Source organism: Brevundimonas sp. (assembly GCF_023259385.1).
In the GTDB taxonomy this organism is placed as follows: domain Bacteria; phylum Pseudomonadota; class Alphaproteobacteria; order Caulobacterales; family Caulobacteraceae; genus Brevundimonas.
The window spans coordinates 1-5,500 of sequence record NZ_JAHFPF010000233.1; the positions used below are offsets into that span (position 1 = coordinate 1).

7 protein-coding genes are annotated in these 5,500 nt (G+C 69.4%); 3 read left to right on the plus strand and 4 right to left on the minus strand.

The genetic code is table 11. From position 1 onward, the window contains the following. Positions 1-143, plus strand: a 143-nt coding sequence (locus Q0C81_RS15265) for a GcrA family cell cycle regulator (RefSeq protein ID WP_291839819.1), incomplete at its 5' end; no start/stop codon positions are given. Positions 144-331: 188 nt separating this feature from the next. Here Q0C81_RS15265 and Q0C81_RS15270 read toward each other — a convergent pair. Then, positions 332-1,297, minus strand: a complete 966-nt coding sequence (locus tag Q0C81_RS15270) for an NAD(P)H-dependent oxidoreductase (RefSeq protein ID WP_291839801.1) — start codon at positions 1,295-1,297, stop codon at positions 332-334. An 86-nt stretch (positions 1,298-1,383) separates the two neighbouring features. On the opposite strand from Q0C81_RS15270, the gene Q0C81_RS15275 reads away from it, so the two are divergent. After that, positions 1,384-2,340 (plus strand): LysR family transcriptional regulator, encoded by a 957-nt coding sequence (locus Q0C81_RS15275; protein ID WP_291839804.1) that lies wholly within the window; start codon positions 1,384-1,386, stop codon positions 2,338-2,340. Here the strand turns inward: Q0C81_RS15275 and apaG are convergent. Then, positions 2,300-2,707, minus strand: coding sequence for a Co2+/Mg2+ efflux protein ApaG (apaG, locus tag Q0C81_RS15280; protein ID WP_291839807.1), 408 nt, complete (start codon positions 2,705-2,707; stop codon positions 2,300-2,302). The genes Q0C81_RS15275 and apaG overlap by 41 nt on opposite strands. 102 nt (positions 2,708-2,809) lie before the next feature. Here apaG and Q0C81_RS15285 point away from each other — a divergent pair, with 102 nt between their 5' ends. Then, complete coding sequence (locus Q0C81_RS15285) at positions 2,810-3,841, plus strand: 2'-deoxycytidine 5'-triphosphate deaminase (protein ID WP_291839810.1); 1,032 nt, start codon at positions 2,810-2,812, stop codon at positions 3,839-3,841. A 63-nt stretch (positions 3,842-3,904) separates the two neighbouring features. On the opposite strand, the gene Q0C81_RS15290 is transcribed toward Q0C81_RS15285, so the two are convergent. Continuing rightward, positions 3,905-5,197, minus strand: coding sequence for an MFS transporter (locus Q0C81_RS15290; protein ID WP_291839813.1), 1,293 nt, complete (start codon positions 5,195-5,197; stop codon positions 3,905-3,907). Next, the coding region (locus Q0C81_RS15295) for a cupin domain-containing protein (RefSeq protein ID WP_291839816.1) at positions 5,194-5,500 on the minus strand (307 nt) is incomplete at its 5' end. The genes Q0C81_RS15290 and Q0C81_RS15295, both read right to left, overlap by 4 nt.

The window sequence follows — 5,500 nt, forward strand, 5'->3', positions numbered from 1 at the left end:
CCGAGTTCAGCTTCTGCGGCCGCCGCGCCTCGGAAGGCGTCTACTGCATGGAGCACGCCCGCGTCGCCTACCAGCCGCAGGTCCGCAAGGGCGGCAAGGACGGCGCCAGCGAACTGGCCCGCAGCCTGCGCCGCTATATCTAGGTCGCATTGACCTGACCAAGGCGGCTCGCTCCACCCGGCGGGCCGCCTTTTTCTTATCCAGCCACATGGCTGTCACGAATGGCCCCTAGAGGGGCCGCCGTCCGCTCCGACGCCGCGCCCGCCGCGACGATGGAGCAGGGGGCGGGGCTGCGGTTATCCGGGTTGACGCAGCCCCTCACCCTCCCCTCTCAGACCGAGGCGATGACGGGTCCCGCGATACGGGCCAGTCGCCGACGGCGCTTTCCGATCTTCGCCAGCAGCACGACGCCGATCAGGGCGATCAGCCCGCCGGTCGCCGCGCGTCCGGCGCCCGGCCCCGAGACGAGGGCGTGGACCAGGCCCGCCCCGGCCAGCAGCACGGCCCAGGGCCGCAGCGGCCTGGCGGACGCCCGCCCCAGAGCGCTGAAGAAGATCCAGCCGATCGGCGCGAGCAAAGCCGCGCCCGCCATCAAATGCCAACTCCACGGCCCCTCGCCCGACGACCACGACAGCGCCGCCAGAACCATCTCTGCGATCACGATGACCGGCAGCATCAGGGCCGCGACGGCCAGCGACGCCGGAACCGGCTTGTCGCGCGGACGGACCGGCGCGGCGACCGGGCCGGGAGGCGCCGGGTCCGACCCGCCCCAGTCCTTCAGCCTGGAAACGAAGCGCCGTCCGGCCTCCGACAGGGCGGAGGCCTCCAGCTTGTTGGCCTCGAACAGGACGAAGGGTTCGGCCCAGGGCAGGCCGCAGCGATTGGCCGTGACCTCCAGGGGCCGCAGCAGGTCGGTCAGGGGATAGAGGTTGCGGCCGCCGGGTTCATAGGCCTGGGCCGTATTGCCGGCAGTGACGGCGACCATGATCGGCCGGCCTTCCAGACGACGCCCCTCGGCCTCGTAGTCGATGTAGAACATCCGTGTCAGGATCAGGTCCTGCCAGGCCTTGAGCAGCGGCGGGGTCGAGTACCACTGCAACGGAAACTGCAGCACGATCCGGTCGGCGGCGAGCAGGCGGGCCACCTCGGCGTCGTCGTCGATCACCCCGTCCGGATAGAGGGCGTGCAGGTCGGCGACCTCGACGCCCGGCAGGCAGGCCGCGGCGTTAGCGAGGGCGGCGTTGGCGCGCGAGTTGGCGATATCAGGGTGGAACAGCAGGATCAGGGTCTGGGTCATCGGGAACACCTCCGTGGTTGACGGCAGGGTGTCCGCGAGCGGATGATCAATCCAATGGATAGATCATATCATGGACTATTCGTCTGATGCATCTTCGCTCGGTCGATCTCAATTTGCTGGTGATCCTCGACGCCCTGCTGGACGAGGCGCATGTCACGCGGGCGGCGGTGCGGCTGGGCCTGTCGCAGCCGGCGACCTCCAGCGCGCTGGACCGTTGCCGCGCCCTGTTCGGCGACCCTCTGCTGGAGCGCAGCGGGGCGGGCATGCGGCTGACGCACCGGGCGGAGGCGTTGCGGGCGCCGCTACGGGCGGTGCTGGAAGAGACGCGGGACCTGCTGGCGCCGGTCGACATCCCGCTGGATCAATTGCGCCAGACCGTGCGCTTCGTCGTCGATGACTTCACCACCGGCTTCCTGGCGCCGCCGCTCGTGGCCCGGCTGTGGGAGACAGCTCCCGGCATCGACCTCGTCTTCGAGAGCTGGCGCAGTTCGGAGAATGCGCTGGAAGCGCTGGAGCGCGGCGATGCGGACCTGGCCCTGTCGGTCTTCCCGCGCGTCGAGCCCGACTTCCGCCGCGAACTGCTGGGCGAACAGACCTATGTCGTGTCCATGCGGCGCGACCATCCCGCCGCCCGGGGTTTCGATCTCGACCGCTGGCTGGCCTGGCCGCATGTGCTGGTCTCGGGGACCGGCCAGACGCGGGGCGCCCTTGATGCCGCCCTGGCCCGGCTGGACCGGGTGCGACGGGTCGCGGTCACGGTCCCCGGCTTCGCCCTGGTCCCGCCGCTGCTGGCGGCGACGGATCTGATCTCCATGCTGCCCAGCGGCGTGGCGGCGACGTTGGGCCATGCCCACGGTCTCGTCTTCTTCCCACCGCCGATCTCGGTGGAAGGCTTTCCGCTGCACCTGGCCTGGCACCGGCGGCGCGCCCACGACCCGGCCATCGTCCATGTGGCGGATCTGGTGCGCGAACTCACGCAGGAGCTGTTCGCCCGGGCGGGCCCTAGTTCAGCACCCGCCGCTCGCCCGGCACATCCAGGCTGAAGGCGGGAATGGCGGCCTCGAACATCCGGCCCAGGTCGTCAACCATGGAATAGCCGCCGACCATGGAGCCCGACGGCGTGCCCAGCGGACACCCCGAGGCGTAGGAATAGCTGTCGCCCGGCTGGATCGTCGGCTGTTCGCCGACCACGCCGGGACCGCGCACCTCCTCGGTGTGGCCGCGCGCGTCCGTTATCAGCCAACGGCGCGCCACCAGCTGCACCGGCGAGGGCGACAGGTTCACGATCTCGACCTGATAGGCCCAGACCCAGCGGCCCGAGACGGGGTCCGACTGGCCCGCCAGGAAACTGGGCCGGACGCGCACCACAATGCCTTCGGTTTCAGCTTCGTAGGCGGGGCGGTCGTGCATGCGCGAATGGTCCCTGAACCCAGACGCGCGTCAAGCGGAACCGTGGCTCATCCGACCGACGAGACGGGAGAGACAGGCCGCAAATTCGTGTAAGCGGAAGGCATGACGTCATTCATTGCTCCCCGTCCGGGCATCCTGCCCGCCCAGTCCATCGAAGCCCTGATCGCCGGCGGCGCGATCGCCTCGGACACCCCCTTCGACGCCGACCAGGTGCAGCCGGCCAGCCTGGACCTGCGCCTGTCCTCCGTGGCCTGGCGTGTGCGCGCCTCCTTCCTGCCCGGTCGGCGCAACGTCGAGGACCGCATCGCCGACGTGGCCATGCACACCATCGACCTGTCCGCCGGCTATGTGCTGGAAAAGGGCTGCGTCTACATCGCCAAGCTGCAGGAACGACTGAGCCTGCCCAAGGGTCTGATCGCCCGCGCCAATCCCAAGAGTTCAACCGGCCGCGTCGATGTCTTCGTGCGCCTGCTGACCGACCGCGGCGGCAGCTTCGACGACGTGGACGAGGGCTATGAAGGGCCGCTGTATCTTGAGATCGCGCCCCAGACCTTCTCCATCCTGGTGCGCCCGGGCACCCGCCTGAACCAACTGCGCCTCAAGGCGGGCGAACCGCCCAAGCTGGAGACCCGCTCGGTCGGCGTTGAATTGTCGGGCGGCGAAAACGGCATCGTCGGCTTCCGCGGCCGCCGTCATGCCGGGGTGGTCGATCTGGACCACATCGACGGCCACGACCCCAAGGATTTCTGGGAGCCGCTCACCCTGCGTCGCGGCGAACTGCTGTTGGATCCGGGCGAGTTCTACATCCTGGCCTCGTCGGACGACGTCGAGATCCCGGTCGACCAGGCCGCCGAGATGACCCCCATCGATCCCTCGGTGGGCGAATTCCGCGTCCACTACGCCGGCTTCTTCGATCCGGGCTTCGGCACGGACGAGGCGCACGGCGCGGGCTCCAAGGGCGTGCTGGAGGTTCGCACCCACGACACCCCCTTCCTTCTGGAGCACGGCCAGATCGTCGCCCGGCTGGTCTACGAGCCCCTGACCGAACGCCCCTCGCGCCTCTACGGCGAGAGCGGCAGCCACTATCAGAGCCAGGGGCTGAAGCTGTCGAAACACTTCCGGCCCTGGGGCTGACCTAGGGCGAGGGGCGAGGTTACGCCGCCTTCTGCCTCGACCCTCGCCCCTCAGCCCTCGACCCTACGAGAGCTTGTCCGCCTTCCTCAGTCCCGGGAACATCGCCGCCCAGGCGCCCGTGGCGACCAGCGCGCCGACACCGCCGAAACAGGCCGCGCCGACCGCACCGAGGATCCGGACCATCAGGCCGGAGTAGGCCTCGCCCAGTTCGTTCGACGCGCCGATGAACAGCATGGACACCGAGCTGACCCGGCCGCGCATGTGGTCGGGCGTGGCCAGCTGGATCAGGGTCTGGCGGATGTTGACGCTGATCATGTCCGCCCCGCCGCCGATGAAGAGGGCCAAACCCGACAGCCAGACGATCTTCGACAACCCGAAGGTCAGGGTGCACAGACCGAACACCGCCACCGCCGCGAACATCCAGCGGCCACCGTGCTTCACGATCGGATAGCGGCTCAGATAGATGGCCACCGCCATGGCGCCGACGCCGAACGAGGCGCGCAGCAGGCCGAAGCCTTCCGGCCCGACATGCAGGATGTCGCGCGCGAAGATCGGCGTCAGCAGGGCTACGCCCGCCAGCAGGACGACAACGAGATCCAGCGAGATGGCGCCCAGCACGATCTTGGTCTGCCAGACATAGGCCAGCCCTTCCTTCACCGATTCCAGCGGCGACAGCTTGCCCTCGACCGGCGCGGGCTTGCCGCCGGTCTTGATCAGGATGAAGGCGGCGACGGCCAGCAGGAACATGCCCAGCGACACCGCATAGGCCAGCGGCACATTGACCCCGACGATCACTCCGCCCAGCGCCGGGCCGGCGATGGCCCCGGTCTGGAAGGCGATGGACTGGGCCGCGATGGCGGGCGGCAGGGCCTTGCGGCCGACGACCATGGGCAGGAAGGCCTGACTGGCGGGCGCCAGGAAGGCCCGCGCCGCGCCGAAGACGGCGGCGACCGCCAGCAGGCCCCACAGCGGCGGCGAGCCGTGAAGGGCCATGGCCAGGAAGGAGGCCGCGCAGGAAGCCTCGACCAGGATGGAGATCCACACCGTCTTCTTGCGATCGCGCCGGTCCGCCATGGCCCCGGCGGGCAGGGTGAAGGCCAGCAGCGGCAGGAACTGGCACAGGCCGACGAGACCCAGATAGAGGCTGGCCTCGGCCACCGGATGGTCGCGCCGGGCGATCTCATAGACCTGCCACAGCAGGGCCGACGACTGGATCTGGATCGCCAGCACGGCGACAACGCGGCCGAACCACAGCAGGCGGAAGTCGCGGATGCCCCACGGACTGGCGGGCCCTTCAGGCGGCGGAGGCGGAACCGGCGGCGTGGGTGAGCCGGCGTCGAGGCTTTCAACGGTCACGTGCGGCGATCAACTTTCGGATAGGGGGTTCCGTCGCGATGGAAATAGCCGGCCTGGTTGAAGACCATGTCGATGTCGGGATAGTCGCCGCAATCCCCGCCCGGCGTGCGGGTTCCCACTTCCAGCAGGACCGCCTCCTCGCCGGAGCGGTTCTCGATCTTGTGACCGTTCGGGACGCCCGCCTTGAACCCTGCGCAGTCGCCGGGACGCAAGATCGTCTCGCCCTCGTCCTCGATCAGGACCACTTCGCCCGAGACGACCCAGACGAATTCGTCCTCGCCCTCATGCCAGTGTCGTTGGCTG